The sequence below is a fragment of the Micromonospora sp. NPDC050784 genome (assembly GCF_044456765.1).
GTDB classification, from domain to species: Bacteria; Actinomycetota; Actinomycetes; order Mycobacteriales; family Micromonosporaceae; genus Micromonospora; species Micromonospora foliorum.
The window spans coordinates 101,570-126,370 of sequence record NZ_JBITGG010000021.1 but is presented as its reverse complement, the minus strand read 5'-3'; the positions used below and the strand labels follow the sequence as shown (position 1 = coordinate 126,370).

Here is a 24,801-nt window from a genome sequence, read left to right as displayed (position 1 = left end):
CGTCCACACCGGGACGCTATCGGTACCACGCGGGCGTGTCATCCCCGTCGATCGCTCACCTGTCGCAGCGCAGCGCGGCCAGGTCGACGGCGTCCGCGATCGCCTGCATGCCCTTGTCGTTCGGGTGGATGTGGTCTCCGCTGTCGAGGAACGGCAGCAGCGCCTGCGGGTCGTACGGGCTGCGGGTGATCCGGTCGAAGTCGACCACGGCGTCGAACACCCCACTGTGCCGGATCCAGTCGTTGACGCCCTGGCGCACGGCCTCCCCGGCGGCGTCGTACTCCGGCCAGCCCTTGTACGCCATGACCGTGGCGCCGACGACGCACCTGCCGGCCGCGTGTGCCCGGTCGGCCAGCTGCCGGTAGCCCATGGTCAGGTCGTCCACGGTCACGCCGGTGTGCGCCTTGATGTCGTTGATGCCCTCGTACACGAAGACCGTGTCGACCCCGGGCTGGGAGAGCACGTCACGGTCGAACCGGCGCAGCGCGGCCTCCCCGGCGCCGTCGGCGAGCACCTTGTTGCCGGAGATGCCGGCGTTGGCCACGCCCTTGACCGGGCTGTCCGTCGCGGCCTGGAGGCGTCGGGAGAGGTAGTCGGGCCAGCGCCGGTTCGCGTCCGTGCTGGAGGCCCACCCGTCGGTGATGGAGTCGCCGAGGGCCACCACCGAGCCGGTCGCGGTGGACGTCCGCACGCTTACCGCGTCCAACCAGTACCAGGAGGTCATCGAGTCGGTCCAGTTGGTCGCCGCCTCCTCGGCGGCGTGATCACCGGCGGTCGCGTACGACGTCTGCAGGGCCATGCCGTGCCCGCTGGTCGGGCCCTGCGCGCCGGTGACGTAGAGGCTCACCACGAGGTTGCTCTGGGCGGCCAGCCGGCCCGGCAGCGGGTCGCTGAGGATCGTCTCGCCGGCCGCGACGGTGACCGACGGCTGTCCGCCGAACGTCAGCCGCCGGTTGCTGCCCCCGACCAGCTCGGCACCCTGCCGCTGCAGGCCGGCGTACGCGCTGGTGAAGGTCACCGGGTGCTCGCCGAAGGCGTTGGTGAGGCGGATCCGCAGGGCGTCCCCGCCGACGCTGGTGCGCACCACCAGCCGGTAACTGCGCTCGGCGGGCCCGGCGCCCTGGCGGTCGGCACTGGCGGCCCAGGTGACCGCGAAGTGCCGGCCGGCACCGGCCGCCGGGTCGTGCGGCGTCCGCGCCTGCGCCGCCGACCCGACCAGGGGTACGCAGAGCAGCGCGGCGACGGCGGCGGCCGCCGCGCGCCGGGCGAAGCCGGCCCGCATCAGAGGTTCCTCAGGGTGACCGACTCACCGGGGCGCAGGGTGACCTGGCGGGACCGACCGTTGGCAAGCACGGTCGTGCTGCGGCCACCGACGCTGGTCAACCGCGCCTGGGTGACCCGCCCGTCGCGCCAGCTGAAGTCGGCGGTGAAACCACCGCGTACGCCGACACCGGTCACCGAACCGGCGGAAGCCCAGGCGGCGGGCAGCGCCGGCAGCAACTCGACGTGACCGGGCCGGGAGTAGAGCAGCATCTCGACGATCGCGGCGGGGGTGCCGAGGTTCGCGTCGATCTGGAAGATGCCTCGGCCGGGGTTCGTCTCGTAGATGTCGAAGAGGTTCATGGCGCTGCCGTTGCTGCCGTTCGTCGACGGCCGCAGGTTGTTGACGACGAGTTGGTACGCCTTCTCCGCGTTCTTCAGCCGGGCCCAGCACAGGCTGCGCCACGCGTTGGCCCAGCCGAAGCTGTTCATGCCGCGCGCGGTGAGCAGGGCGGTCGCGCCGGCGACGATCGCGGCGGGGGTGGAGCCGTCCGGGCGGATCCGGTCGCCGGGGAAGAGCCCGATCAGCGGGGAGAGGTGCCGGTGCGTGGTCTCACCGAGGTTGTCCGGTGACATCCACTCCTGCAACCAGCCCGAGGTGGGGCTGACCTCGGGCAGGTAGAGGCGCTTGCGGAGCGCGTCGATGCTCCGGGCGTGGTCGCTGTCGCGGCCGAGCACCCGGGCGGCGGTGTGGTAGTTCTCGAAGAGGTTCCACACCAGTTCCTGGGAGTAGGTGTTGCCCCGGGTGTCCTGCGGCCCGTGCTCGGCCGACCAGTCCCGGTCGGCGACCAGCACCTCGCGCGCGGCGCCGGACGCGTCGGTGACGGTCGCGGTGACGAGTCGGGTCTCCCAGAACTCCACGGCACCCTTGACGACCGGGTAGATCTTCGCCAGGTAGGCGCGGTCCTGGGTGTACTCGTAGTGCTCGAACAGGTTCTGGCAGAGCCACGCGTTACCACTCGGGTGCCACCACCACCCGCTGCCGCCGTACGGGTTGGTGGAGAAGGCGACGGCCCACCCGGCGACCTTGCCGCTGGTGTTGCGGAACCGGTTGGTCGAGGTGTTGAAGAGCCGCTGGGTTACCTCGGTCCAGACCGGCAACTGCGCCACGCAGTAGTCCGCGTACGCGTCGAAGGTGTCGGTGAGGCCGGCCCGGTCGGCCGGCCAGTAGGTCATCTGGATGTTGACGTCGCTGTGGTAGTCGCCCATCCAGTCCGGGTCGTTGCCGTCCAGCCACGGGCCCTGCAAACCGATCGGCAGGCTGCCCCGCGACCCGGAGATCAGCAGGTACCGGCCGAACTGGAGGTACGCGGCCTCCAACTCCGGGTCGGGGACGTTGTCCCGCCAGCGCGCCTGCACCCGCTCCCAGGTGTCCAGCGCGCGTTGGCCGGCGGACGACGTGCCGAGGTCGATGGCGAACCGTTCGAACGCCGGTCGGACGTCGGCGACGTGGGTGTGCAGTAGTTCGCGGACCGAGGCACGCGCTGCGGCCAGGACCTTGTCCCGGGCCAGCCGTTCCGGTTGCGCCGATTCGTCGCGGAACCCGGTGGCGGCGGTCGGCGCGTAGGAGGTGCCGCCGCTGACGATGACGGTGAGGTCCCGGCAGTCGGTGAAGGAGATCGACGTCCCGGTCACCGCCACCGTCCCGGTGCCGCTGTACGCGGTGACGGCGGCACCGTAGCGCAGCCCGTTGGCGAAGGAGGCGCCGAACGACGCGTACCGGCCGGTGGGGTCGAGGGTGGTGGACTCGCCGTGGGTGCCGGCCAGGGCGACGGTGCCGGTGTACGTGCCGCCGCCCTCGGAGGTGAAGTGCAGGACGATGACGTCGTCCGGGCGGCTGGCGAAGACCTCCCGTCGGTAGCCGACCCCACCGATGTCGTACGCGGCGCTGACCAGCCCCTGCGCCAGGTCGAGGGTGCGGCGGTAGGCGTCGACCGCGCCGAGGTCGTGCCCGGGGATGTCGACGGTGAGCGTGGCCAGCATGGTGAGCGAGCCGAAGTCCTCGCGCCCGTAGGGGAACTGGCCGTCGCTGTCGAGCGTGTCGTTACGGCCACCGGTCCAGAGCGTCGCGTCGGTGATCGTCAGGAACTCCCGGGACGGGTCGTTGCTCGCGAGCGCCCCGAGTCGGCCGTTCCCCACCGGTAGGCCCTGCTCGATCATCGAGGTGGCGGAGCCGGGTGCCCGCCACCAGAGCTGGTTTTTCGCGGCGACGCTCGGGGCGAGCATCGGCGACGCGGTGGGACGCCGGGGTGCGGGCGTCGCGGCGAAGGCGGGTAGGCCGCCGAGTGCGGTGGCCGCGCCGGCGGTGGCGGCCAACGCGAGGAAGCCGCGACGGCTCGGGTGGTTGTCGCGCGTGCTGCGGATCTCCATGTCGGGTTCTCCAACCTGGGCGTTCGGGGGATGCGCGCGCGGCGCGGCCCGGCTGTCGCGCCGGGCCGCGCCGGCACGTCAGAGGGTCTGGGGTACGGCGATCCGGTCGATGTCGGGGGAGTACCAGGTGCCGCTGTCGAAGGTGATGGTGTTGACGCCGGCCTTCAGCGCCAGCTGGACGGAGACCGTCTCGACGGTGCCCCAGTCACCCGTGGAGGGGAACTTCAGGTAGCTGCCGTTGCCGCTGTTGGAGGAGACGTGCACCGACCGCGCGTCACCGCTGACGTAGGAGACGGCGACGGTGTAGATGCCGTCCTTGCGTACGGTGACGTCGTTGAATTGGACCGTGCCGCCGACGTAGAGGTTGCCGACCTTCTGACCGCCGGAGCAGGCGTCACAGCCGCCGACGGAGGCGTTGCCGGTAAGGGTGTTGACCGGAGCCTCGGCCTCGTAGCTGGTCGAGGCGAGCGCGGTGCCCGGCCGTACGGTGAACAACCGCGAGCCGTGCGCGGGCAGCGCCGCGGTGACGGCGTTCTTCTGCGTCCCGAGGTCGCGGCGGTTCCACAAGTCCCGGACCGAGGCGTTGCCGGTGAACCCGAACGACGCCCAGTGCGCGGTGACCGACGCGGGCGCGTCGCCGAGGTTGAACAGCGCCACGGTGTAGCTGCCGTCCGGGTTCTTCGCACCCCAGACCTGCTGGTCGCCGGCGGGGGTGACCGGCCGGGCGGGCGCGCCCCCGTTCTGGTCGATGGCGATGACCTCGCGGTTGGTCAGCAACGACAACCCGTAGTCGTCGAGGCGGGTGATGTCGTCCCCGGTGTACAGCGGCGACTTCGAGATCGCCCACAGCGTCGCGTACGACTGGCGCTCGGCCCGGGTGAGGCCGTCCATCTCGCCGTTGCCCACGTTGAGCGAGTCGAGGTCGTTCCACCCGCCGGGGCCGGCCTTGCGGCTCCAGGCCGGCGCGTCGTCGAACCGGTCGTCGACCGAGTTCTCCCAGCTGACCAGGGTGTTGCAGTAGCACTCGACGTCCGTGTCGATGCGCCACCCGTTGGAGTACCGCTTCCAGTCCGCGGCGTGGTTGATGTCGAGCGACCAGGACAGTTCGAGGTGGATCGGGCGGCCGGCGGTGGCGATGGCCCGCTGCCAGGCGGCCACGTCGGCCACGTTGTCGTAGTTGTCACCGGACTTGAACGAGCCCGGGCCGACCCCGTCGAGCTTCAGGAAGTCGTAGCCCCAGTCGGCGAAGAGTTGCGCCTGCGAGTCGATGTACCTCTGCGCGCACGGGTTGTCGAAGTTCAGCTTGTACGCGCTGTCCCAGCCGTTGGTGGTGCGCAGGTCCGGGTAGACGATGTTCGCGGTGGTGCAGCCGGGGGCGTTCCAGATCGGCGCGGCGCCGTTGGCGTACGCCTCCTTTTCCAGCCCGACGGGTAGGTAGATGCCGGCCTTCAGCCCCTTGCCGTGGATGTGCTCGGCGACGGCCTGCATACCGCGCGGGAACCGCACCGGGTCGGGGGTCTGCCGGGCGTACTGGTCGAAGCGCGGTACCCAGTCGTTGTCGCGCCACCAGCCGGCGTCGATGTTGACGTACTCGTAGCCGTACGGCTTCAGCTTGGTGGCGAGGGCGTCCGCCTGCTTCAGGACGTTGGCCTCGGTGAGGTAGCTGTAGTCGCCGTCGGGGTTCAGGCCCGGGTACTTCGAGGACTGCATGGTCCAACTTGTCCACCCCATGAAGGGGCGCTGCGCGACGTCCGCCGCGGCCGGCGCGGGGGCGGCCTGGGGTGCGGCCGTCGTCGGGGCGGCCTGGGCCGGGGCGGCGCCCGCGGCGAGGAGCACGCCCAGCGCCGCCGCGACGAGCGGCACCCGGGTGCGGTGCTGTCTACGCGGGATTGTCGGTGACGGCATGGTCAACCTCCTGGTGGCACGGTGGGTCGAGTCGAGGGCTATGGACGGCCGGTGGCCGGGATGACGCCGGGTCAGGGGACGACGAGCGACTGGATGCTCACGGCCGCCGCCGCGCGGGCCCACTCCTCGAAGGGCAACGGGCGGATGGAGAGAGGGCACCGCGCGGCGGCGCCGAAGGCCTGCCGTTCGAAGCTGGCCCGGATGTGGCTGTCGAACAGGTCGTACGCGGCCAGCCCCTCACCGGAGACGACGATGCGGGTGGGACCGACCAGGTTCGCGACGGCCGCGATGCCGCAACCGATCGCGCCGCCGGCCCGAGCGAAGACGGCCCGCACCTGCTCGTGACCGGCGCGGGCCAGGGCCACCGCGTCGTCGATGGTGAGGTCGGGGCGGCCGGTGCGGTCCCGGGCCTGGGCCACGATGGCGTCGGTGCCGGCGATCGACTCGACGCAGCCGCGACCACCGCAGTGGCAGTCCGGGCCGGTGGCGTCGACGGTGAGGTGGCCGATCTCGCCGGCCACGCCGTACGACCCGGAGACCAGGCGGCCGTTGACGACGAGGCCACAGCCGATGCCGGTGCCCACGGTGACCAGGGCGAACGACTCGGCACCCACCCCCTCGCCGAACCAGTGCTCGGCGGCGGTGAGCGCCTTGACGTCGTTCTCCACGGTGACGGTGAGACCGGTGCGCTGGGCGGCGAGTCGGCCCAGCGGCACGTCCCGCCAGTGCAGGAACGGCGAGTAGCGCACCAGGCCGATACCGCGGTCGATGTCACCGGAGAGGGCCAGCCCGAGCCGGCGGACCCGGGTGCGGTCACCGGGGAACGCGCCGAAGAGGTCGTCGGCGAGCCGGCCGACCTCGGTGAGGACCGCGTCGACCTCGGGGTCGTGTAACGGCCGGCGGGCGCTGGCATGGACCTGCGCGCGCAGGTCGCAGACCACGCCGATCACCTCGTCGGCGGTGATCTTCACGCCGAGGAAGAACTCGCGCTCGGCGCGTACCGCGAGAGGGCTGGCGGGGCGTCCGGCGCCCGGCCCGGAGCGCTCGGTGGCGGCCAGTTCGTGCAGGTAACCCAGGTCGATGAGCGGCCGGGCGGCCTTGGTGACGGCGGCGGAGGAGAGCCCGAGCCGGCGGGCGAGCGCGACCCGACTCACCGGACCCTCGGTCAGCACCGTCGTGAAGACCGCCGTCGCCGCCGGTGGCCCGGCGAACGTACCGGGGTCGATCCCAGGAAACATGGACGAAATCTAAGGCGAATATTTAACTTCTTCAAGTATTGATTTGCCTCAGCACACCGTTCTAGAGTCGGCGGCGCGCCGACCACGTCAGGCTCAGGTCGCCGCCGCACGGACACCGAGGCCGACCAGGAGCACGCCGGTCAGCCGATCGAGCACTCGTCGCACCGATGCGGTCCGGAGCAGGCGGGCGGCGGCACCGGAGACCACGGTCCAGCCGGCGAGCCAGCAGGTGTGCAGCGCGGCGTGCGCCGTCGCGAGCAGCACCATCGGCACCAGCACCGGTCGGCCCGGTTCCAGGAACTGCGGTGCCAGGGTGAGGTAGATGGCAGCGGCCTTGGGGTTCAGCACGTTGCCGAGCAACCCCTGCAGGTACGGGTGGTCCACGCGCCAGGGCAGCCTTCGCGCGGAAACCTTCGGTCGCCGTCCCCCCTCTGTGCGACGGCGCGACGCGGACCAGAGCATCCAGAGCCCGAGCCCGACCAGATAACCGGCGCCGACCAGCTTGACCACCCAGAACGCCTGCGACGAGCGGAGCACCAGCGCGGCCAGCCCGACAGCGGCCAGGGTGGCGTGCACGTAGAGCCCGGTCACCGTACCCAGGATCACCCACCAGCCCTGCCGCCGCCCGCCGGTGGCGACCCGCGAGACGACCAGGGTCAGGCTCGCGCCCGGCGTGGCGGTGATCGGCGCGACGGCGACCAGGAAACCGAGCACCGCGACCCCGTGCATGCTCAGACCACCACCCGGTAGTGGGTGGTGAACAGTCCGGCGTCGTCGTACACGTGGAACGCGACGCCGGGCGGTTGGGTCTGGGTGGCCAACGGCCCCTCCCCCTCCCAGGGCATCCGCAGGGTGGAGACCACACCCGGCGCGATCCGCAGCGGACGGCCCGCGAAGGTGCTCGCGGCGGCGGTGTGGAAATGCCCGGTCAGCAGGGCGACGACCTGTGGGTGGGCGGTGACCAGCTCGGCCAGGGGATCGGCCGGCAGGAGCCGCATCGGGTCGATGACCGGGTGGTGCAGCACCACCGGCGGGTGGTGCAGGGCGATGAACGCCGGCGTCCCGGCCGGCACCGAACCCAGCTCGTCGGCGAGCCAGGCCATCGTCTCCTCGTCCAGGTGACCGTCGTCGGCGCCGGGCACGGAGGAGTCGGCGAGGAGGAAGACCGCTCCGGCCACGTCATGGCGGGCGTTGATCGGGCCGGTGCCGCCGCGGTCGTCACCGAGCAGACCCTTGCGGTACGCGTCGCGCACATCGTGGTTGCCGGGACAGACCATGACCGGCAGCGGCGAGTCGAAGAGCTTCGCGGCGGTCTCGTACTCGGCCACCTCGCCGTGGTCGGCGACGTCCCCGGTGATCAGGATCGCGTCGACAGGTCGTGGCAAACCGTGCAGGTAGTCCATGACCCGGGCGGTCCGCTCGGCCGACCGGGGATGGCTGTCGAGGTGGGTGTCACTGAGGTGCGCGATGACCAGCACGAAGTGTCTCCTAACGGCTATCAACGTCAAAGCCGTCAGGGACGCTACTCCCGGCCAGGTCGGCCGCGCGCCGCGGCGGGCCGAGGCCGACCGCAGCGCGCCAGCCGCCGCGGTCAGCTCCGGGAGCGCGGCAGGCAATCCTTCTTGTACTTCAGGCCCGAGCCGCACCAGCAGGCGTCGTTGCGCTCCGGTGGCCAAACGATCCGTGCGCTGGGCCGCGCCGACACCTCGGCCGCGTAGCCGGCCCGGACCGCCGGGTCGGCCGGATCACCGCCACGTCGACCGGCGAACGCGGTCAACCCGGCCACTGTCGCGCCGAACACACCCAACCCCGCCTGACCGGCACCCCGCAACCGAACCAGCTCCGTCTCCAACCGGCCCCGGTGCGCGTCCCAGTCCGGCCCGTACACCTCGGTGAGGGCGGGATGCTCGGCGAGCAGGCGATCGAACTCGGCCCGCGGCCAGAAGAGCAGGTCCGACTCGGCGTTCCGACGCTCCCCGGCCCGACGCACGAGCTGGGTCTCCAGCCGGTCCGCCAGGTCGTCCTGCCGGTCGTGCGGCAGGTTCAGATTCCGGCGTACCCGATGCCGCTGTTGCAACAGGAAGAAGGTCACACCCGGCGCGTCCGGCGGACCGAGATCGACCACCGGGTCGATCGTGGTGCTGGCCGGGCCGGACGCGGCGGTCGCCCGTTCGTTGAGCAGGGTGTCGACCGCCTCGCTCAGCCACGTCTCGGCAGTCGTCGAACGCCCACCGGCGTCCAGCGCGGCACTGACGTAGGCGGGGGCGTCGGGCTGCACGAGCAGCAACGGGCGCAACGCGGTCAACTCCGCCATCGCCTCGTCGTCGCGCCCGCCGGCCCGGAACAGGGCGCGGGCCCGCAACGCGCGGGCGAACCCGGCCCGAGGGTCGTCTCCGGACGGGTACGCCGCCAGGGCCCGCTCCGCGTACCGCAGCGCGGCCGCGGGCCTGGCCCGGATCTCCGCGATCTCGGCGGCCAGCGTGAACGCGTCCCCGGCGTCGTCCGGATCTTCCAGCCGCCCCTGCTCGGCGGCCTCCGCGAGGTCGGCGGCGACACCGAGCGGATCGGCCGTCCCGAGCGCCGAGCGGCGAAGTTCAGCGAGGTCAGCCTTGGTGAGTTTCTCTCTCGTCGGCACGATCTCACGGTACGTCGGGGTGCTCGCGGTATGCGGGCAGATCACCCTGCTGCGTCGGCGCGAGCAGTCTCGCGGGCTCACCGCCAGTCGTTGAGAGGTTGCAAAACCCTCCAACTACGGCCATCTGGTGTCAACCCGCCGTCGGTAGCGTCCGGTCGCCAGATTCCCGAACAGAGCACACGATGGGGGAGTAATGGGCACGGTGGATCGCCGTACGTTCCTCAAGGCGATGGGAGTTCCCGCGATCGGCGCGGCGCTCCCGTTGGACCTCAGCAAGGCGCTCGCCATCCCGGCGAACAATCGGACCGGCTCGATCAAGGACGTCGAGCACGTCATCATCCTGATGCAGGAGAACCGCTCCTTCGACCACTACTTCGGCACCATGCGCGGTGTACGCGGCTTCGGTGACCCCCATCCGGCGACACTGCCGTCCGGCAAGGACGTGTGGCACCAGCCCAACGGGGCCGACGAGCTGCTGCCCTTCCGCCCCGAGGTGAAGGATCTCGGCCAGACCTTCCTGCCGGACCCGCCGCACGGCTGGAACGACGGGCACGCCGCCTGGAACGACGGCCGGTTCGACAAGTGGGTGCCGAACAAGGGCGTCACGGCGATGACTTACCACACCCGCCAGGACCTGCCGTACCACTACGCGCTCGCCGATGCCTTCACCGTCTGCGACAGCTACCACTGCTCGCTCATGGGGCCGACCGACCCGAACCGCTACCACATGTGGAGCGGCTGGGTCGGCAACGACGGCAAGGGCGGCGGCCCGGTCATCACCAACGCGGAGGCCGGCTACGACTGGTCCACGTACCCGGAGCGGCTGGAGCGCAACGGCATCTCCTGGAAGATCTACCAGGACGTCGGTACCGGCCTCAACGCCGCCGGGTCCTGGGGCTGGACGAACGACCCGTACATCGGCAACTACGGCGACAACTCGCTGCTCTACTTCCACCAGTACCAGAACGCGCAGCCCGGAACGCCACTAGCCGACAGGGCCAAGACCGGCACCGAGGTCCGGACCCAGGGCCGCGACCCGGAGGCGCTGCTGGCCGACTTCCGCGCCGACGTCGAGGCGGGACGCCTGCCGGAGGTCTCCTGGATCACCGCGCCCGAGGCGTACAGCGAGCACCCGAACTGGGAGCCGGCATACGGCTCCTGGTACATCTCCCAGGTCATCGACATCCTCGCCTCGAACCCCGAGGTGTGGAGCAAGATGGCGCTCTTCATCACCTACGACGAGGAGGGCGGCTTCTTCGACCACGTGGTCCCGCCGACGCCCCCGCAGACCCGCGAGCACGGGCAGTCGACAGTGCCGACCACCAACGAGATCTTCCCCGGCGACGCCGACCACCCGGCCGGGCCGTACGGCCTGGGCATCCGGGTGCCGATGGTCATCGTCTCGCCGTGGACGCGCGGCGGCTACGTGAACTCGCAGGTCTTCGACCACACCTCACTGATCAAGTTCCTGGAGGCGCGCTTCGGGGACGGCCGGCCGGACCTGATCGAGCAGAACATCACCCCGTGGCGGCGGGCCGTCGTCGGCGACCTGACAACGGCGTTCGACTTCCGGCACCCGAACCGCTCGCGTGAAGTCAGGTTGCCCGACACCGACGACTTCAAGCCCGAGGAGCTGGTCCGGCACCCCGACGAGGTGCCGGTCCCGCCGGCGGACCAGCGGCTGCCGAAGCAGGAGCACGGGGTACGCCCGGCGCGGCCCATCCCGTACACCCTGCACGCCGACGGGCGCCTCGGCGACGACTCGTTCCGGATCGACTTCCGCAACTCCGGCGGGGTCGCCGCGGTCTTCCAGGTCCGCCAGGCGGGCAGCGCGGACGCCCCGCGCAGCTACACCGTCGAGCCGGGCAAGCAGCTGACCGACACCTGGCCGGTCACCTCCGGGTACGACCTGTCGGTGCACGGACCGAACGGGTTCTTCCGCCGGTTCACCGACGGCCGGTCCCACCTCGACGTCACCCCCTCGTACGACGAGCGCGACTACAAGCTCGCCCTCACCCTCAAGAACCGCGGGTCGAAGCGGGTCGAGGTGATCGTCCGGGACGGGTACAACGCCCGTCCGGTCACGCTGTCGCTGCGCCCCGGCGAGACCGAGCGCGCCACGTGGGTGCTCGCCCGCACCCACGGCTGGTACGACCTGACAGTTTCCGTCGCCGGTGACGCCGACTTCGCGTACCGCTGCGCGGGTCATGTCGAGAACGGCAAGGACAGCATCAGCGACCCGGCCCTCGGCGGCCTGGTCTAAAGCGGTGTCGCGTCACCCGGGCCGCTGCCGGCCCGGGTGACGCACCTTCGCCCCGCTGTCGGCCCGTCGCCACGCTGCGCAGCCCGACCTCCGGCAGCGCGAGATCTGCGGGCTACGGAAGGCGTCCGAGGTACGCCAGCATCGCCTCGCGGCTTCTCGGCAGGCCGTACTCACCGACGAGCATGGCCACGTTGCCGAACTCCTGCCCGTCAATCAGCCACGGCTCGGTCGACCGGCCCAGCACCTCGGCGAGCCGTCGCTGCCGGGGCCGCAACACTGCGGCCGGCGTCCCGGCCGCTGCCGGACCGTCCGGGAACGCGAGGCGCAGCGCCACCCCCAGCACCGTCAACGACCGCTCGCCGCTGACCGTGGGCAGCCGGTCGAGCAGCGCGTCGAAGGCGCGGTCCTCGTGCTGCGGGCCGAGCTGCCGCAGAGCCAGGCCCGCGTAGCCGCCGCGGTCACCGTCGAGGAACGGCACCCACTCGCCCTCGGCCGGCCCGGTGCTGGCGTCGTCGGGCGGCGCCGACGCCCAGCTCAACAGCTCCTCGACGGTCGCCGGGTTGACCGCCGCGCCGAGGACCCGGACCCGACCGATCGCGGCGGCCCAGCGGAGCACCGGGCGCGGGTCGGCCAACCACCGAACGTCCGGCGCGGCACCCAGCAGCCCCGAGGCCACCAACATGGTGGCCAGCTCGCCGGGGGTCGACTCGACGCCCGGCTCCTGAGCGGCGTCGATCGCGCCGGCCAGTGCGGAGACACTGCCGTCGGCCTCCTCCGGAAACCAGGCGAGGGCGTACGCCGCGACCGTCCGCACACCCGGATCGGCGTGCGTCAGCAGGGTGCGAAACACCGGAACCCCGGCGCGCACCGCGTCGTAGGTAGCCAACTCGACGTACGCCCACAGCCGACCCTGTTCCGCAGCGGACAGCGACTCGACGTACGTGTACTCGACGTACTCCTTCTTCGACTCGTCCGTGCCGGTCCACGGTGGCGGCTTCGCGGCCAGCAGCTCACGCCCACCCTCGGCGGCCCGGCGGTACTCGGCCACCGGAAAACCCTCCGGCAGGAAACCCTCGTCGTACCCGACGGCCAGGGCGCTCAGCAGCGCGAGCATCGCCGCCGGATCCGGGGTGGCCGGATCGGCGAGCAGTTCCAGCAGGAACGGCACCGCGTACGCGCTCGCCTCGAACCGGCTGCCCTGGTGAAAGACGTTGGTGTAGAGGTCGCCCAGGGCTTCGTCCCGAATGGCCGGGTCGGGGGAGAGCAGGGCCCGCAGCTGGTCGGGCACGTCGTCGGCCGCCCCGTAGGCGTGGCCCAGCCGCGCCCAGTCGATGTCGTCAAGTCCGTCGAGCACGCCCCATGCTCTCCCACCCCACCGACAGTCAGCGGGTGGTGGTCGTCAGAACTCCTCGTACACCGCCGGGTCCTGGTCCGCGAGCCGCCCGTCCGGGCGGCCCAGCGCGGTGATGGCCTCGACCTGCGCGTCGGTGAGCTTGATGCCGAAGACGTCCAGGTTCTCGGCCTGCCGCTGCGGGGAGGCGGCCTTGGGCAGCGGAATCACCTGACGGGCCACGTGCCAGGCGAGGATCGTCTGGGCCGGGCTGACGCCGTGCGCGGTCGCGATCTCCCCGACGACGGGGTGCTCCTGCAGGTCGTTGCCACGACCGAGCGGGCTCCACCCCTGCACCAGGATGCCGTGCTCCCGGTGGTAGTCGATCGCCTCCTGCTGCGGAAAGTACGGGTGCACCTCGATCTGGTTGACCACCGGGGCGACCCCGGTCTCCGCCACCAGCCGCTCGATGTGCTCGGGCAGGAAGTTGGAGAGCCCGATGTGCCGAACGAGCCCGCGCTCACGCGCCTCGATCAGCGCCCGCCACGCCTGCACGTACAGGTCGACCTTCGGGTTCGGCCAGTGGATCAGGTACAGGTCGACCCGGTCGAGGCCGGTGCGGAACACACTCTCCTCGATGGTGGTCAGCGCCTCGTCGTAGCGGTGGTGCCGCCCCGGCAGCTTCGAAGTGACGACCAGCTCGTCCCGCACGTCACCGGCCGAACGGGCGGCCCGACCGACCGCGCCCTCGTTCTCGTAGTTCACCGCCGAGTCGATCAACCGGTAGCCCGCCCGGATCGCCTGACCGATCGCGTCGACACCCGGCGAGCCGTTCAGCCGGTACGTGCCGAGCCCGATCGCCGGCAGGGTCGTGCCGTCGGCGGCCGTCAGGTGCGGAATCGTCATGATTGGGACCCTACCCGCACGTGGGGGCGTCTCGGATGGCGAGTGCGGCTTGGACGAGCGCGGCATGGGTCAGCGTCTGGGGGTAGTTGCCGAGGTGGGCACCCGTCGCCGGGTTCAACTCTTCGGCGTAGAGGCCGAGTGGGCTGGCGTGGTCCACCATGGCCCGGAACAGCTCGACGGCCTCGCGGCGACGCCCGGTGCGGGCAAGGGCCTGAACGAGCCAGAATGAGCACGGCAGGAACGCGCCCTCGGTGCCGGGGAGGCCGTCACGTCCGGGCGGGTAGCGGTAGAGCAGTGGACCGCCGGCGGACAGTCTGTCCCGGATGGCGTCGATAGTGCCCCGCACCCGGGGTGACTCGGCCCGGTCCATGTCGAGCAACGGCAGGACGAGCAGGGCCGCGTCGAGATCCTGGGAGCCGTAGCTGCGGACGTAGCTGGCCGCCGTCGGGTCGAAGCCGCGCGTCCGGACCTCGGCGGCGATGGCATCTCGGCATTTCTGCCAGCGCCGACGTTGACGGTCCCGCAGGGGGTGCGTGTCGGCGATGGCCAGGGCGCGGTCCAGGGCGAGCCAGCCCATGAGCTTGGAATGGACGTGTTGGTGGGGCTCCCGTACCTCCCATATGCCGGCATCGGGTTCCTGCCAACAATCGGCGACCACGTCGGCGAAACCGCGCACTGCCCGCCACGTCTCGGAGTAGAGGCGGTGCCCGGCCTGAGCGAACGTCCAGGCGGCGTCAATCACCCAGCCGTAGCCGTCGAGCTGGTGTTGACCGGAGGCGTTGTTGCCCACCCGTACCGGACGGCTGTCGAGGTAGCCGGGCCAACCGGATAGTTCTCGTTCCGCTGGTACGTGCCTGCCGTGAAGGGTGAGCACCGCCGGCAGACGTGGCCGTTGCAACCGGCTGGCGTGCAACAGCCACGCGAGGAAACCGCGGGCCTCGTCGGTCTTGCCGACGCTGAGGAAGGCGCTGACGCCGATGCTGGCGTCCCGGGGCCAGACGTAGCGGTAGTCCCAGTTTCGTCTCCCACCGGGATCCTCGGGCAGTGACGTGGTGGGTGCGGCCACCGGCGCCCCCGAGGGCGAGTAGGTCAGCAGCCGCACGGTGAGCAGGCTTCGTACGACGTGTTCGCGGAAAGGCAGCCGCTCGTCGATCTCCGCGGTCCAGGCCCGCCATCGAGCCTCGTCCTCGATGAGCAGCTCCCAGGCGGCCGTCGGCTCGACGTGGATCACCGGTTCGCGGTGGGCCACGGCCAGTACGAAGGTGACCGGACGGCCTGGCCTGACCGTGATCGTGGTGGGCCGACCCGGTTCGGTCCTGAACGTGGGTGTGCTGTGCAGCGCGACCGCAAGTGCCCCCCACTCACACACGAGGGCCTCGCGCCGGTGGTGGGTTCGCGGCCGGCGGTGCCGTGCGCCAAGGCGGGGATCGAACTCCACCACCGCGTCGACCGCTGTTTGCTCGGCCGACAGCCGTCGCACGATCAGGGTCGTGGGCAGCAGGCGACCGCTGACCTCGGCCACCATCGCCTCCGTGAGGCGGAGCCGGCCGCTGCCGACCGACCAGGTGGTCTCCAGGGTGGCGGTGTGCCGCCGGTACCGTCGTTCGACGACCGTGGCCGGCCGGGCCGGGCCGACCCGGAACGTTCCGGCTTCCGTGCCCCCGACCAGTCGGCCGAACAGGGGATCGCCGTCGAAACGTGGTACGCAGAGCCAGTCCATCGCGCCGTCACTCGCGACCAGGGCGGCGGTGCGAGTGTCACCCAGCAGACCGTAGTCGCTGATTGGTGGCCCATCAGTCATGGAGATCGCTCCCTGACGAGCCGCGCTGGCGAACAGCGTGCGTCAGACGGGGACAACAGGCGGGCGCGGTCACCTGGCTTGGAGGAGCAGACCGAGACAGGCCCCGTAGATGACGTGGACGACAGCCGTGACCACTGGGGTCTGGATGCCGTAGTTGAGGGCGAACAGTCCGGGCGGCTCCAACACCGCCGTGCTGGCCGGTCCCGCCCGTTGCGAGGCCATGCGCGGGTGGACGCCAGGAAGCAGTGGAAGAATGACCGTCAGCGCGATCCCGACGTGCAGAATCCCGAACAGCGCCCCGATCCACCAGGTGGCACGGTGCAACAGCGCGAACGTGGCCGCGTAACCGAGAGCGAACCCCTGACCGGCGCAGAGGTGGAGGAAGAACCCGACGATCCGCGCCCGGTCGGGATCCTCGGTGACGAGGGTCCCGAGCACCAGGGCAAAGTCGAGCCGAGTGAGGCCGGCCAGTTGAGCGGTGATCATCGATGCGGTGAGCGCCGCGGTGGCGACCAACCCGAACAACGCCCATCCGGCCCAGTCCATCTCAGCAGTCGTCGACGCCGCGGGCGTTCTCAATCATCGGTCCACCCTCCGGCTGAACAGCGTGAATCCCCACGGCCCGGACCGGACACCCGCCCAACGGGCATCGGGACCGCCCGGTTTCTCACCATAAGCCACCGGACCTGTCGCGCTGGCCTGCTCGCCCAGATGTCCCTTGACGAACTGGCACCAGGTGGCGAGCGCTTTCGCACATGTCGTGCTGCCGAACCAAACCCGTCGTCAGGAGAGGTCGTCTCCGAGGGCCGTCTCGTAGACCGTCTCGACCGGCCGAATCACCTTGACCATCGAGGCAAGGTACTCCCGCGTCTCGGGATCCGTGCCGCTCAGGCGCAGCGGACCATCGACAGACATGCGGAATGCTGACAACAGTTGCCCCCGGGCAGCACGAAGTGATCGTGCGAAGGGGGCGTGTCCGACAGCCGCCGAAAGCCCGTCGTGACGCGCTTCTACGTGATGGACGGTAGCGAAGAGATCAACTGAGCGCCATGTTGGCGCTGCCTGCCGCCACCGCTTCGCCGCCGACCCGCGAGCCTGCTCGGCGGGGTAGCGGCGGGCACATTCTCGAGCTTCGTCAGAGCCGCCGCTGTCAGGTCGATGCCGAGCACGTCGGCGAGCCGAGTCAGATAAATCATCACGTCACCGATCTCGGCCCTCACCCGGCTACCCACGTCCGGATCGGACATCACCGCCGCGGACTGCTCCGGCGTGAGCCACTGGAACTCGGCAATCAGCTCACCGACTTCGCCAGCGAGCGCCATGGCCGGGGTTTTTGGGTGTGGAACTGTTGCCAGTCCCGTTCCTCCGCGAATGCCCGTACGCGGCCGGTCAGGTCGTCCATGCCGAGGAGCATCGCAGACCCGCGTACCGGACGCTTCCACGCCGACGGCAGCGGATTCGCATTCGAGTTCAGTACGAGTGTGTGATTGCGGCGTGGGTGGCGGCGACAACGCTGGTGTTGTGTCGTTCGACGCCACGGGCTGCGAGCAGGGGTCCTAGGACCAGGTATGCGATCCAGGTCAGGGGCATTGTCACGATGCCGACGAAAACGAAGAGGAGGAAGAAGTTGATCCAGAAAAGCCCCCAGAAGGACAGCATCAGAATCACGCCGTAGGCAGTTCGGCCTGCATACAGGTTGCCCACACCAAAGATGCCGAAGAGGCCCAGGATCAGCTCAAGGGCGACGGCAGCCCCGGCAGACTTCTGGGGTACGAGCACCGCCTGGGGTCCGACGTACACCGACTGCATCGGGATCGGAGCGGGATGTTGCTGAGCAACCGGCACCGGTAGGTGTTCGGTCGGCGCCAGTTGCCACTGTTGATAGGGGTCGGGATTAGTCACTGCACGAGTCTCGCGTGAGAACAGTCGGCGAGTCACCCGCCGTTTGGCCCCGTGCATCGGACTGCAAGTGTGGCCCCCGGCGTCCGTGTGGCCACGAGCAAACGCCTTCAGCGGGCCGGTGTGTTGTTGCGGGCACCACCGGCGAAGGGGTACCAAGGGGCCTCCACGCCCCCCGGTGTTGACACACCGCACGAGATCGGCACTCGCACTACTAGACGAAGTAGAGCGTCAATTTCGCACGAATGCGTCAGCTCGACGCGAGGTAGCCCAGAATGCTGGAAGAAACCACCGTACCGAAGGAATGCTAGATGCGGCCGCTGGTCACAGCGTAACGACGACCGGCTGGATCTGGACGTTCTTGGTCAGCTGCTGTGGCGAGGGGACGGGCGTGCTGACCTTGACAGATGTGTTGTAGCCGTAGATGACGACCCCGTCGAGGTGATTTGCGCCCGGCCAGTTGGACTCCAGCCGGACCGCCATCTGGGTGGGGAAGTTGGTCACCTCTTCGGCACATGACCGGATCAGGACGACGCTCGGGGTGGCGGTCAGGTGGGTGGCCAGCATTCTGGCCAGCTTCTTGTAGGTCCAGCCCCAGTCTTTGGCGCCGGCTTCGGCGTCGCCGATCTCCTCGTCGTTGCCGTGCGCACGGATGCACAGCGGCTCGCCAGCCTGCACCCCGGCCAGGTAGGTGGCCAACTGCCGATCCGCCTCGGCCTGGGTGAGGCCGGCGTCGATGGGCAGGAGGGCGCCCCACGCCGCCGCTCCCGAATCGGGCTCTGCAGATCGGCCTCGGGTATGTGGATCCTGCGTCGCCACGATGAACATGACATTCTCCTTCGGGGTAGCCGCGTGCTTCAGAAGTACCGCCGAAGGCAGATTAGCGCGGTGGTCGGAGAACGGTCCTGTCAGCTATCCGGCTCGAATGAACTCTGTCGTTGGTCGGACAATTATAGGCGGCCGCGAATGAGCGTGGCTTGATTCATACAAGTCGTCGATGTGCAATTCCCGGATGCGCAATTGGCGCGCGGTCGATGTGGATGACGCCGCACCGACCGCTGGATGTCTTCCACCAGGCGGCAGCCGTGTAGTGCGTGCACGTCATCGGCGAAGCCGACTTCAGGTGGCGCGTGCCTCACGTTTGGCAGTCGCGAGGAAGTCGGTCCATGCCCGGGCGGTGAAGGTGAGGAGCGGTCCCGTCGAATCCTTCGAGTCGCGGACGGCGACGACTTCGGCGAGGTTCGTGGCGACCTCGACGCACGCGCCGCCGTTGTCGCCGCTGCGGGTGCTCTTACGCCAGACGGCGCCGGTCAGGTCAGTCATGCCGCATCTCCCCGGTGATCCTCTTGATCATGTCCTTCGATTCTGCCTCGCCGAGGGCCAGCGCATCCAGTCCTCGCCAGACGCGCTCGTAGGCGGCCAGCTCGTCGGGCTTGTCGAGATAGAGGGCCCCGGTCAGCGACTCGCTGTAGACAACGGACGGTTCAGGGGCCGTTCTGCCGCCCTTGGTGGCGGGGAAGTCGAGGATCATGAAGGTGCCGGCGACAGCGCCGGGCTGTGGCCCCGCAGCCAGCGGCAGCACCCGAACGGACACGTTCGGTAGCTCCGAGAGCTTGAGCAGGTGGTCGAGTTGTGCGGCCATGACGCTCGGCCCGTCGACCGTGCGTCGAAGTGCCGCTTCCGACAACACCGACTCCAGCCGTGGTGCGGGAGGGAGCCGCCGGCTGAGGAGTGCCTGCCGTTGAAGCCTCACCTGAATGGCACGTTCTCGTTCCTCATCGCTGAGCATCTTGCCGAGGCGAAAGAGGGCGTCCGCGTAGCCCTTGGTCTGCAAGATGCCGGGTATCAAGGTTTCGTCGAAGCCTCTGAGCCGGGAGGCGGCGGACTCTAGGCCCACGTACAGCTCGAACCAGTTCGGCACCGCATCGCCGTACGCGTGCCACCAGCCCTTCGACTTCGTCTCCACGGCCAGCCCGCGCATTGCCTCGGTCATCTCGGGCGACACACCGTACAGCTCGCACATCGCCTTGACGTCGAGAACCCGTACCGAGCCCTGGCCGCATTCGAGGCGCCAGATCTTCTGCCGGCTGTATTCGAGGGCTTCGGCGGCGGCGTCGAGCGTCACGCCGGCCTCGTTGCGGAACTGCCGCAGCAGCCGGCCGAGCTGCCGCCGCGGCACGGTCGATCCGATGTCTTCGGGCACCCGCACACTCCTGGTTCCAACACGCAACACTGCGTGACCTGCTCCTGCAACTGGTACGGGTTTCAGCAAAGAATGTCAATGCACAACGGGGAAATCGCGGTATCGAACGTTGCGTTTACGCTGCGGACTGTCGCAGGCTGGTCACAGCTCGCGGCCGGCCAGGCAGGGCAAACGACCAGGAAGGCGGACGGATATGACCGCTCGTAACCAGCGACCATCGTCGGCTGGCGGTGGCGCGACCTACCGCTCCGCCGCGTACACCAATCTGTTGCCGTGGCAGGTGCGTGAGCGCCGCTTCGCGCCAGTCGGGTTCGGACGTCGCGGCCTGAACCCCGACGACGTGTACGCCTTCCTCGACCGGGTCGCCATCGACATGGCCGCCGTCTACGCCGCTCTCGCCGAGAGCCGTCGCGAGACCGCCCGGATCAAGGCCGGGTTGCGTCGCTGGCAGGCCGATCAGGCCCCCGCCCGCAACGAGCGGGACCAGGCCCGATGAGCCAGCGGTACGTCGTCCACCTGCCTGTCGTTGCCAACGACCTGGCTGCCGCGCAACGCCTGGCCCGAATCATCGGCCGTTGGATGCTGGTGCTGCCGATGACCGACCCGGGGGAGACCACCGTCTCCGAAGAGGACCATCAGTTGCTCCGGCATCGCGTCTTCTGCGACCTGCGGATGGCAGGAGGCCGGCGTTGCCTGCTCCGCGACGGCCACGACGGCGCCTGCTCCCGCCGCCTACGCCGCTGACCAGGCGTCTCCAAGCCGCCGTGCATGATCGAGTTAGTGATCTGCGACGGAGCTCGACGCACCGATCAACTACCCGACTCGGCGGATTACCTGGTCGGCCCGGAGCGTGACCATGGCGATGGTGCGGCCATCGGCGTCGGCGAACTCGACCTCGTAGGCAGTCGAGGGGCTGTCGAAGACGTGAACGACGGTTCCCACTGCCCCGGCAGGAAGTTGTTCTCCCGGAATGGCTTCTCGGAGTTCAACCACGTCGTACAGCTCCAACATGTCACCCTTCCTTGGGCGGGAACGAGATGGTCACCATCCGAGGTGAAGATGACCCGTTCTCCAGTATCCAGGCTGTACGGACGATGACCGTGCCACCCGGCCCGGTCAGGGGTAGGTCCACGTTCCATCGCTGGCCGAACTCGTCGGCCTTGCCCAGCAAAGGCGTGCCAGCGACTACGCCTTCGCGGATCTGCTGCATGATCACCTCGGCGTCGTCCGGCCCGAGGCCCGTGGTGGAGTGGATGACGCGGTATTTGTTCTTGCCGACAGGGTGGTCCGGGTTCATGGCGTAGGCGGTGATCTTCCGTGAGTCGATCTCGGCCTCGGTGAAGTCCGGTCGGCTGGGATCGCCCGGAATCTTCGTCGGCTCGGGGCCGTCGGGCTTCTGTGGGGCGGGTGGCTGCTTCCGGAGTCGGCCCAGGGATTGCTTGAGCTTCTCGATGAGGTCGCCGAGTCGGCGCATCTCCGGCATCAGCCGTCGCAGGCTGGCCAGCAACCCACGCAACAACCGCGCGATCCGCGCACCCCACGACGCGACCAGGGTCGTCACCTGCTCCACGACCAGCGGCGCGGCCAGTCCGCCGGTGATGAGGAGTTCGCCCGCGTACACGATGATGCGGGACACGCAGGTGGCGATGGCGTCGCGGACCAGGAGCCGGACGGCGGCCACCAGGCCGGCGGCGCCTTCGGTGATCGCGGCCATGGTGTCGGCGCCCTGGGCGAGGCCGGTGATGGCCTGTTGTTGTTCGTTGGCCCAGGCTCGGTAGGCGGGGCCGGCACTGCCGCCCCAACCCGCGACGTCGGCGCGAACGGCGCGAGCCAACTCGGCGGCGTCGTCGCGGAGCGAGCCGGCGACGTTGCGCCAGGTCTGGGCGTGTGCGGTGATCTGCGCCGGGTCGCCGGCGAGCCAGTCCAGCGCTTCGCTGAGCGGCTTGACGTGTTCGATGAGCCAGGCGATCCCGTACTGAAGCAGGGCGCCGACCGGGTCGGAGACGAGGGCGAGGGCGTCCAGGCCCGCGCTCACGACGCCGAGGCTGCCGTCGATCCAACTGCCGGTGCGGATGCCCTGGGCGATGAGCTCGATGTCCTCGCAGATCCACACGCCCGCCCAGGCGCTGGGCGGGGTGTCCGCAGCGGCGGCGACGAGCGGGTTCGACGTCACCGGTGCTGCCGCACCTCATCGAGCCGGTGCTGCCGCACGCCGTCGAGCAGGTGTTTGGCGTGGGCGTCGGAGCTTCGGTAGCGGTCCGCCCCGACCCGTAGCTTGCCGGCGGTGTCCCGTACCGACGCGGCGGCGGCGCCGATGCCGTCGACCAGGGTGCGCTGGAGGCCGTCGAGCAGCACCGGCATCATCGCGCAGAGTTGTCCGTAGGCGTCGGTGCCCAACCGGATGTGCTGGCCTGCCTGCTGGGCGGTGTCGAGACTGCCGGCGCAGCGATCGAGGCGCGCGGCGTGGGCGCTCAGGTCGTCCGGGTCGACCTGAATGCCGTCACCAACGGGCATCGTCTGGTCCCTGGTCGTGGATGAGCCGTCTGCGGCACGAGTCGATTGTGACGTCGGCCCACATCTCGACCCTCCCCAGGGGACCACGGCCGGCTGCGGCCGGCGACATCACCGGCACGCTACCAATCGGTGGCGCTGCGTGCATGCCCGCCGCCGCCGTCGTTGCACCGCCTCGCCGATCATGGAGTTGTGGTGGGCGACAAAGCACCCGCCGTAGTGCCAAACAGGCACCACAACTCCATGATCGACGAAGCTAGAGCGCGATCTTGCCCCTTCTGTCGCGACAAATGACGCAGAATCCCACAGTTCGGCGACTGAAACTGCAAGATCGACGGGATGGGGGGCGTGCGGGGAGGCGTCGTGTTCGCGGGAGAGGAGTAGCAATCCGGACCACGTGACGGTCAGGTCGACGAAGATTGTTCCCGTGACGAGCGACAACACGCCCCGGGGCTGGACCAGCCGGACCGTCTGGGACAGGCGGTTCAACGCCCCGCTGCGCTCGTTCCTGCGTACCGAGACCGGCGGCGCGCGGGTGGTGCTGATCGCCGCGGTGGTGGCTCTGGTGTGGGCGAACCTCAGCGCGTCGTCGTACGAGTCGGTCTGGAGCACCTCCTTCTCGATCCGACTGGGCGACTGGCAGGTGTCGCACGACCTGCGTACCTGGGTCAACAGCGGCCTGATGACGTTCTTCTTCCTGGTGGCGGGGCTGGAGTTGCGCCGCGAATTCGATATCGGCGAGCTGCGGGAGCGGCGTCGGCTGGCGTTGCCGATGCTCGCCGGGGTCGGCGGCATGCTCGTGCCGATCGCGATCTACCTCGCCATCAACGCCGGGCACACCACCGCGGCGGGCTGGGGCGCGGTGATGGCCACCGACACCGCGCTCGCGCTCGGCGCGCTGGCCGTCTTCGGGCCGCGCTTCTCGGAACGGCTGCGGGGGTTCCTGCTGACCGTCTCCGTCGTCGACGATGTGGTGGCGATCGCCGTGCTGGCCATCGCGTACCCGCACCACCCCTCGCTGACGGCGCTCATCGTCGCGGCGGGGATCTTCGGCGTCGTGCTGCTCGTCCGGGGCTGCGGGGTGCGGTTCGGGCCGGTCTACGCGCTGCTCGGGGTGGCGGCCTGGCTCGCCGTGTCGATGTCCGGTGTCGACCCGGTCGCGGTGGGCCTGGTGATGGGGTTGCTGACCTACGCCTACGCACCGGGCCGCGGCGACCTGCAGCGGGCCAGCGACCAGTTCCGCCTCTTCCGGGAACAGCCCACCCCGCAACTCGCCCGGATGGCCCGGGCCGGGCTCACCTCGGCGCTGTCCCCGAACGAGCGTTTGCAGACGCTCTACCACCCGTGGGCGAGCTACGTGGTGGTGCCGCTCTTCGCCCTGGCAAACGTCGGCATCGTGATCGACGGCGATCTGCTGGCCAGGGCCGTGACCTCCCCGGTCACGGTCGGCGTCGTGGTCGCGTACGTCGTCGGTAAGCCGGCCGGGATCGTGGCCACCGCGTGGTTGGTGACCCGGCTGAGCGGCAACCGGTTCCGGCCACCCGTGGGTTGGGTTGCCGTCGCCGGGGTCGGCACGATCTCCGGCATCGGGTTCACCGTCGCGCTCCTGATCGCCACCCATGCCCTGAGCGGCCCGGCCCTGGACGAGGCGAAGTTCGGCATCATCGTGGCGACGCTCGGCGCGTCCCTCGTCACCTGGCTGGTGTTCCGCTCCGTCGGACGGCTCTCGCCAGCGCGGCGGACCCGCGCGCTGCTGGGCGTCACCGAGGGGATCGTCGACCTGATGCTGCCGGTCGATCCGGATCGCGACCACATGCGCGGGTCGCTTGAGGCGCCGGTGACGGTGGTGGAGTACGGCGACTTCGAGTGCCCCTACTGCGGGCAGGCCGAGCCGGTGGTCCGAGAGTTGTTGGCCGACTTCGCCAACATCCGGTACGTCTGGCGGCACCTGCCGCTCACCGACGTCCACCCGCATGCCCAACTCGCCGCCGAGGCCGCCGAGGCGGCGGGGGAGCAGGGCGCGTTCTGGGAGATGCACGACCTGCTGCTCGCCCACCAGGATGCTCTCAACCCCGCCGACGTGCTCGGCTACGCCGAACAGCTCGGCCTGGACCTGGACGGGTTCCGGCAGCACATGGTCAAGCGGATGGGCGTGGACCGGATCGCCGAGGACGTCGACTCCGCCGACCTCAGCGGCGTCACCGGCACGCCGACCTTCTTCATCAACGGCCGGCGACACCACGGCGCGTACGACATCGCCGCGCTCTCGGCCGCGGTGAAGGCGGCCTTCGCGAGCGCGAAGCTCCGCCCCGAGTACCACCCTCGCCATCGCGGACGCCGCGAGGCAGGACCGGCGAGCTGACCGCGGGGGCGCGTGGTCGATCCGCAGCCCCCCCGCGGCCCGCCCGCCCCCGGCGACG

Annotated in this window: 24 protein-coding genes; 4 read left to right on the top strand and 20 right to left on the bottom strand. The window is 70.1% G+C overall.

All coding sequences use genetic code 11. The features are described from left to right. Positions 1-55: 55 nt before the first annotated feature. The 7 genes from ACIBD9_RS25795 to ACIBD9_RS25765 form a co-directional block, all read right to left on the bottom strand. Complete coding sequence (locus ACIBD9_RS25795; RefSeq protein ID WP_396721547.1) at positions 56-1,282, bottom strand: SGNH/GDSL hydrolase family protein; 1,227 nt, start codon at positions 1,280-1,282, stop codon at positions 56-58. Beyond that, positions 1,282-3,690: a glycosyl hydrolase family 95 catalytic domain-containing protein gene (locus tag ACIBD9_RS25790; protein WP_396721545.1), complete on the bottom strand. Its 2,409-nt coding sequence runs from the start codon at positions 3,688-3,690 to the stop codon at positions 1,282-1,284. Before ACIBD9_RS25790 ends, ACIBD9_RS25795 begins: the two co-directional genes overlap by 1 nt. Positions 3,691-3,768: 78 nt before the next feature. Then, a complete protein-coding gene (locus ACIBD9_RS25785; RefSeq protein WP_396721543.1) occupies positions 3,769-5,595 on the bottom strand; it encodes an alpha-galactosidase D in 1,827 nt (608 codons plus the stop codon). Between the two features lie 71 nt (positions 5,596-5,666). Next, entirely contained in the window at positions 5,667-6,833 is a 1,167-nt protein-coding gene (locus tag ACIBD9_RS25780; protein ID WP_396721541.1) for an ROK family protein, read from the bottom strand. Positions 6,834-6,926: 93 nt separating this feature from the next. Then, positions 6,927-7,562, bottom strand: coding sequence for a LysE family translocator (locus ACIBD9_RS25775; protein ID WP_396721540.1), 636 nt, complete (start codon positions 7,560-7,562; stop codon positions 6,927-6,929). A 2-nt stretch (positions 7,563-7,564) separates the two neighbouring features. Continuing rightward, entirely contained in the window at positions 7,565-8,311 is a 747-nt protein-coding gene (locus tag ACIBD9_RS25770) for a metallophosphoesterase (protein WP_396721538.1), read from the bottom strand. A gap of 113 nt (positions 8,312-8,424) precedes the next feature. After that, a complete protein-coding gene (locus ACIBD9_RS25765) occupies positions 8,425-9,468 on the bottom strand; it encodes an SEC-C domain-containing protein (RefSeq protein WP_396721537.1) in 1,044 nt (347 codons plus the stop codon). 193 nt (positions 9,469-9,661) lie between these two features. Between ACIBD9_RS25765 and ACIBD9_RS25760 the strand changes: the two genes are divergently transcribed. Next, positions 9,662-11,731 carry a phosphocholine-specific phospholipase C gene (locus tag ACIBD9_RS25760; RefSeq protein ID WP_396721535.1) on the top strand — a complete coding sequence of 690 codons (2,070 nt, stop codon included), beginning with the start codon at positions 9,662-9,664 and terminating at the stop codon, positions 11,729-11,731. Positions 11,732-11,843: 112 nt separating this feature from the next. Here the strand turns inward: ACIBD9_RS25760 and ACIBD9_RS25755 are convergent, their stop codons facing one another. From ACIBD9_RS25755 to ACIBD9_RS25710, 10 genes are all read right to left on the bottom strand, one after another. Further along, positions 11,844-13,085 (bottom strand): hypothetical protein, encoded by a 1,242-nt coding sequence (locus ACIBD9_RS25755; protein WP_396721533.1) that lies wholly within the window; start codon positions 13,083-13,085, stop codon positions 11,844-11,846. A gap of 45 nt (positions 13,086-13,130) precedes the next feature. Then, the gene (locus ACIBD9_RS25750) at positions 13,131-13,967 is read right to left on the bottom strand and encodes an aldo/keto reductase (protein WP_396721532.1); all 837 of its coding nucleotides are present in this window, start codon (positions 13,965-13,967) and stop codon (positions 13,131-13,133) included. A 10-nt stretch (positions 13,968-13,977) separates the two neighbouring features. Continuing rightward, complete coding sequence (locus ACIBD9_RS25745; protein WP_396721530.1) at positions 13,978-15,768, bottom strand: glycoside hydrolase family 15 protein; 1,791 nt, start codon at positions 15,766-15,768, stop codon at positions 13,978-13,980. A 69-nt stretch (positions 15,769-15,837) separates the two neighbouring features. Continuing rightward, positions 15,838-16,314: a hypothetical protein gene (locus tag ACIBD9_RS25740; protein WP_396721528.1), complete on the bottom strand. Its 477-nt coding sequence runs from the start codon at positions 16,312-16,314 to the stop codon at positions 15,838-15,840. 237 nt (positions 16,315-16,551) lie between these two features. Further along, positions 16,552-16,683 carry a hypothetical protein gene (locus ACIBD9_RS25735; protein WP_396721526.1) on the bottom strand — a complete coding sequence of 44 codons (132 nt, stop codon included), beginning with the start codon at positions 16,681-16,683 and terminating at the stop codon, positions 16,552-16,554. A 95-nt stretch (positions 16,684-16,778) separates the two neighbouring features. After that, positions 16,779-17,090 (bottom strand): nucleotide pyrophosphohydrolase, encoded by a 312-nt coding sequence (locus tag ACIBD9_RS25730; protein WP_396721524.1) that lies wholly within the window; start codon positions 17,088-17,090, stop codon positions 16,779-16,781. Positions 17,091-17,238: 148 nt separating this feature from the next. Next, positions 17,239-17,670 carry a hypothetical protein gene (locus tag ACIBD9_RS25725; RefSeq protein WP_396721522.1) on the bottom strand — a complete coding sequence of 144 codons (432 nt, stop codon included), beginning with the start codon at positions 17,668-17,670 and terminating at the stop codon, positions 17,239-17,241. A 321-nt stretch (positions 17,671-17,991) separates the two neighbouring features. After that, a complete protein-coding gene (locus ACIBD9_RS25720; RefSeq protein ID WP_396721521.1) occupies positions 17,992-18,495 on the bottom strand; it encodes a hypothetical protein in 504 nt (167 codons plus the stop codon). A gap of 291 nt (positions 18,496-18,786) precedes the next feature. Then, positions 18,787-18,990 (bottom strand): DUF397 domain-containing protein, encoded by a 204-nt coding sequence (locus ACIBD9_RS25715; RefSeq protein ID WP_396721519.1) that lies wholly within the window; start codon positions 18,988-18,990, stop codon positions 18,787-18,789. Next, positions 18,983-19,870 carry a helix-turn-helix domain-containing protein gene (locus tag ACIBD9_RS25710; protein WP_396721517.1) on the bottom strand — a complete coding sequence of 296 codons (888 nt, stop codon included), beginning with the start codon at positions 19,868-19,870 and terminating at the stop codon, positions 18,983-18,985. The genes ACIBD9_RS25715 and ACIBD9_RS25710 overlap by 8 nt, the downstream gene beginning before the upstream one ends. Positions 19,871-20,063: 193 nt before the next feature. On the opposite strand from ACIBD9_RS25710, the gene ACIBD9_RS25705 reads away from it, so the two are divergent. Continuing rightward, positions 20,064-20,366 carry a DivIVA domain-containing protein gene (locus ACIBD9_RS25705; protein WP_396721515.1) on the top strand — a complete coding sequence of 101 codons (303 nt, stop codon included), beginning with the start codon at positions 20,064-20,066 and terminating at the stop codon, positions 20,364-20,366. Continuing rightward, on the top strand, positions 20,363-20,614 hold the full coding sequence (locus tag ACIBD9_RS25700) for a hypothetical protein (RefSeq protein WP_396721513.1): 252 nt from the start codon (positions 20,363-20,365) through the stop codon (positions 20,612-20,614). Before ACIBD9_RS25705 ends, ACIBD9_RS25700 begins: the two co-directional genes overlap by 4 nt. Before the next feature lie 69 nt (positions 20,615-20,683). Here the strand turns inward: ACIBD9_RS25700 and ACIBD9_RS25695 are convergent, their stop codons facing one another. Genes ACIBD9_RS25695 through ACIBD9_RS25685 form a run of 3 tightly spaced genes read right to left on the bottom strand, consistent with a single transcriptional unit; the run spans position 20,684 to position 22,384 of the window. Continuing rightward, the gene (locus ACIBD9_RS25695) at positions 20,684-20,881 is read right to left on the bottom strand and encodes a DUF4926 domain-containing protein (protein WP_396721511.1); all 198 of its coding nucleotides are present in this window, start codon (positions 20,879-20,881) and stop codon (positions 20,684-20,686) included. A gap of 1 nt (position 20,882) precedes the next feature. Beyond that, positions 20,883-22,043 (bottom strand): WXG100 family type VII secretion target, encoded by a 1,161-nt coding sequence (locus tag ACIBD9_RS25690; protein ID WP_396721509.1) that lies wholly within the window; start codon positions 22,041-22,043, stop codon positions 20,883-20,885. Further along, positions 22,040-22,384 (bottom strand): type VII secretion target, encoded by a 345-nt coding sequence (locus ACIBD9_RS25685; protein WP_396721507.1) that lies wholly within the window; start codon positions 22,382-22,384, stop codon positions 22,040-22,042. Before ACIBD9_RS25685 ends, ACIBD9_RS25690 begins: the two co-directional genes overlap by 4 nt. A 424-nt stretch (positions 22,385-22,808) precedes the next feature. On the opposite strand from ACIBD9_RS25685, the gene ACIBD9_RS25680 reads away from it, so the two are divergent. Next, complete coding sequence (locus ACIBD9_RS25680; protein WP_396721505.1) at positions 22,809-24,743, top strand: Na+/H+ antiporter NhaA; 1,935 nt, start codon at positions 22,809-22,811, stop codon at positions 24,741-24,743. Positions 24,744-24,801: the final 58 nt, after the last annotated feature.

Coding starts and splice junctions, on each gene's coding strand:
- ACIBD9_RS25715 (WP_396721519.1), bottom strand. CDS start 18,990: ATGACTGACCTGACCGGCGCCGTCTGGCGTAAGAGCACCCGCAGCGGC.
- ACIBD9_RS25705 (WP_396721515.1), top strand. CDS start 20,064: ATGACCGCTCGTAACCAGCGACCATCGTCGGCTGGCGGTGGCGCGACC.
- ACIBD9_RS25720 (WP_396721521.1), bottom strand. CDS start 18,495: ATGTTCATCGTGGCGACGCAGGATCCACATACCCGAGGCCGATCTGCA.
- ACIBD9_RS25785 (WP_396721543.1), bottom strand. CDS start 5,595: ATGCCGTCACCGACAATCCCGCGTAGACAGCACCGCACCCGGGTGCCG.
- ACIBD9_RS25775 (WP_396721540.1), bottom strand. CDS start 7,562: ATGCACGGGGTCGCGGTGCTCGGTTTCCTGGTCGCCGTCGCGCCGATC.
- ACIBD9_RS25780 (WP_396721541.1), bottom strand. CDS start 6,833: ATGTTTCCTGGGATCGACCCCGGTACGTTCGCCGGGCCACCGGCGGCG.
- ACIBD9_RS25760 (WP_396721535.1), top strand. CDS start 9,662: ATGGGCACGGTGGATCGCCGTACGTTCCTCAAGGCGATGGGAGTTCCC.
- ACIBD9_RS25745 (WP_396721530.1), bottom strand. CDS start 15,768: ATGACTGATGGGCCACCAATCAGCGACTACGGTCTGCTGGGTGACACT.
- ACIBD9_RS25730 (WP_396721524.1), bottom strand. CDS start 17,090: ATGGCGCTCGCTGGCGAAGTCGGTGAGCTGATTGCCGAGTTCCAGTGG.
- ACIBD9_RS25685 (WP_396721507.1), bottom strand. CDS start 22,384: ATGCCCGTTGGTGACGGCATTCAGGTCGACCCGGACGACCTGAGCGCC.
- ACIBD9_RS25740 (WP_396721528.1), bottom strand. CDS start 16,314: ATGGACTGGGCCGGATGGGCGTTGTTCGGGTTGGTCGCCACCGCGGCG.
- ACIBD9_RS25795 (WP_396721547.1), bottom strand. CDS start 1,282: ATGCGGGCCGGCTTCGCCCGGCGCGCGGCGGCCGCCGCCGTCGCCGCG.
- ACIBD9_RS25790 (WP_396721545.1), bottom strand. CDS start 3,690: ATGGAGATCCGCAGCACGCGCGACAACCACCCGAGCCGTCGCGGCTTC.
- ACIBD9_RS25695 (WP_396721511.1), bottom strand. CDS start 20,881: ATGTTGGAGCTGTACGACGTGGTTGAACTCCGAGAAGCCATTCCGGGA.
- ACIBD9_RS25735 (WP_396721526.1), bottom strand. CDS start 16,683: ATGTCTGTCGATGGTCCGCTGCGCCTGAGCGGCACGGATCCCGAGACG.
- ACIBD9_RS25750 (WP_396721532.1), bottom strand. CDS start 13,967: ATGACGATTCCGCACCTGACGGCCGCCGACGGCACGACCCTGCCGGCG.
- ACIBD9_RS25700 (WP_396721513.1), top strand. CDS start 20,363: ATGAGCCAGCGGTACGTCGTCCACCTGCCTGTCGTTGCCAACGACCTG.